This is a genomic window from Jannaschia seosinensis, from assembly GCF_001408515.1.
Classification (GTDB): domain Bacteria; phylum Pseudomonadota; class Alphaproteobacteria; order Rhodobacterales; family Rhodobacteraceae; genus Jannaschia; species Jannaschia seosinensis.
This window is the reverse complement of record NZ_CYPR01000193.1, coordinates 1-1821: the sequence shown is the minus strand read 5'-3', so window position 1 is coordinate 1821 and position 1821 is coordinate 1. Positions and strand designations below refer to the sequence as shown.

At 63.8% G+C, this 1821-nt stretch carries 3 pseudogenes; 1 reads left to right on the top strand and 2 read right to left on the bottom strand.

Going from position 1 to position 1821, the window contains the following annotated elements:
• A pseudogene (locus JSE7799_RS20030) lies at positions 1-675 on the bottom strand (IS5 family transposase); the annotation flags it as partial.
• A 217-nt stretch (positions 676-892) separates the two neighbouring features.
• Here JSE7799_RS20030 and JSE7799_RS20635 point away from each other — a divergent pair.
• Positions 893-1073, top strand: a pseudogene (locus JSE7799_RS20635) (transposase); the annotation flags it as partial.
• A 257-nt stretch (positions 1074-1330) separates the two neighbouring features.
• Here the strand turns inward: JSE7799_RS20635 and JSE7799_RS20025 are convergent.
• A pseudogene (locus tag JSE7799_RS20025) lies at positions 1331-1821 on the bottom strand (transposase); the annotation flags it as partial.

Sequence of the window (1821 nt, the reverse complement as noted above, 5' to 3'; positions counted from 1 at the left end):
GGCCGAAGCAGCGCTCCACGAGGTTGCGCAGCGCGTAGAGCGTGCGGTCGACGCCCGCGCGAGCCTTGCGATGTCGGCGCATGGGGATCACCGGGATCGTATCGCGGGCTTCGGCCCAGTCGCGGATGCGGTCCNCGTCATAGCCCTTGTCGGCAAGCAGCGCCCCCGGCGCGGGAAGGTCGTCGCCCATGACGAGGTCGAAACCCTTGTGGTCGGAGGTCTGGCCTGGCGTCACGTCGGTGCGCATTGGAAGGCCCCACGCATTGCAGCGGAGGTGGATTTTAGTCGTCTGGCCACCTCTTGAGCGCCCGATACCCTGTCTCTGAGTCCCCCCCTTGCGCCGGCTGCGTGCTGGTGCGCCCGGACGACGGTGCTGTCGATCATATGAAGCCGGTCGGGCGGGTGATCCAGCTCTCCCGCAGCCTCGTTGAGCGCCTCCAGGATCGTCTCCCACAGACCTGCCAGCGTCCAAAGGCGGAACTGGCGGTAGACCGACGACCACTTGCCGAACTCCTCGGGCAGGTCGCGCCAAGGGCTTCCCGTCCGGGCGATCCAGAACACCCCGTCTAGCACCCGCCGGTGATCGGCTCCCTGCCGACCGTTTCGGGCACGTACCCCCCGGATGAACGGCTCGAAGAACGCCCACTCCGCGTTCGACATCAGACCCCGCGCCATCGCGTCACTCCCCCCGACCAAAATCAGGCAGCGTGAACCACGCCGAGAGCGCTACGGGAAGGGTTTTGTCAACACGGCCTAACAGTCGATGTAAGCAGGAGAGCGGGCATCAAGATTCCGGAGCGGTGTAGTTGCACGTCACCGGAGGTGTAGGATCCAAGTCGGGAGTCCCCGCGGCTATAAGAGACGCGTGAGCAATCCATCCGCCGCTCACTAACGCACCTCCAACTGGTCGAAGTACAACGACGCGCTCAGGAAGTGGGGCTCGTTGCTGATCTGGGTCGACAAGGGGATGGCCTTGGCTTGCGTCGCATGAAGGCCGACTGGGGCGCAAGCCGGTCCTCTCGAATGCCGCCATCCAGACCTGCCTGCCGATCAAGGTTCTTCTGTGGTTGCCGCCCGTAGTGCAAGAGGGTTCTGACCTTGCTGACGGGTGATCGAGTGCAGTCTTCTGTCAGGCCTCAAGGTGCGGCACTTACAGGCCGCGGGCCGGGATGGAGATCTGCGGATCGGGTCCAAATCTGTTCAGCGAGCTGATCTGCTCACAGCACCTTACTGGTTTTCCCGATCCAGATCTGTTCGATCGTTGCGCCCATTCGGGTTGTCGCCTTCTCGCACCTCCTTCGCCGACGCGAGACTGCTTTCGCTGTTCAGCTCATGCAGTAGCTCGTGCCGGATCCTGATAATTCTCCTTCTTGGTGGACATCGCCCAGATCGCCCGGGCCATCCGGTTGGCCCGCGCGATCGCGACCAGCATCCGTGGCTTTCTCTCCAGCATCCGGGCCAGCCAGGACCCCTCGGGTATCGACCAGCGCCCCAGCCAGTTCAGGCGCGATATCGCCCCCGACGATCAGGAGGCGGCGGATGTCAGCCTGGCCGGCTTTCGACACGCGCCCGAGCCGCTCCTTGCCGCCTGATGAATGCTGACGTGGGACAAGCCCCAACCACGCGGCGAAATCGCGGCCGCGCCGGAAATTCATCATATCTGGCGCAAATGCCTCGATCGCGAGCGCGGTTAGCGGGCCGACTCCCGGCATCGTCTGCAAGCGACGAGCCGTGTCGCTTTTTTCTGCCGAGCTCTTCGCGATTTTCGTCCGAGCATCGATACGAGCCGTCTTTTTAGCAATTTGCCAGACCGCCGAAGTT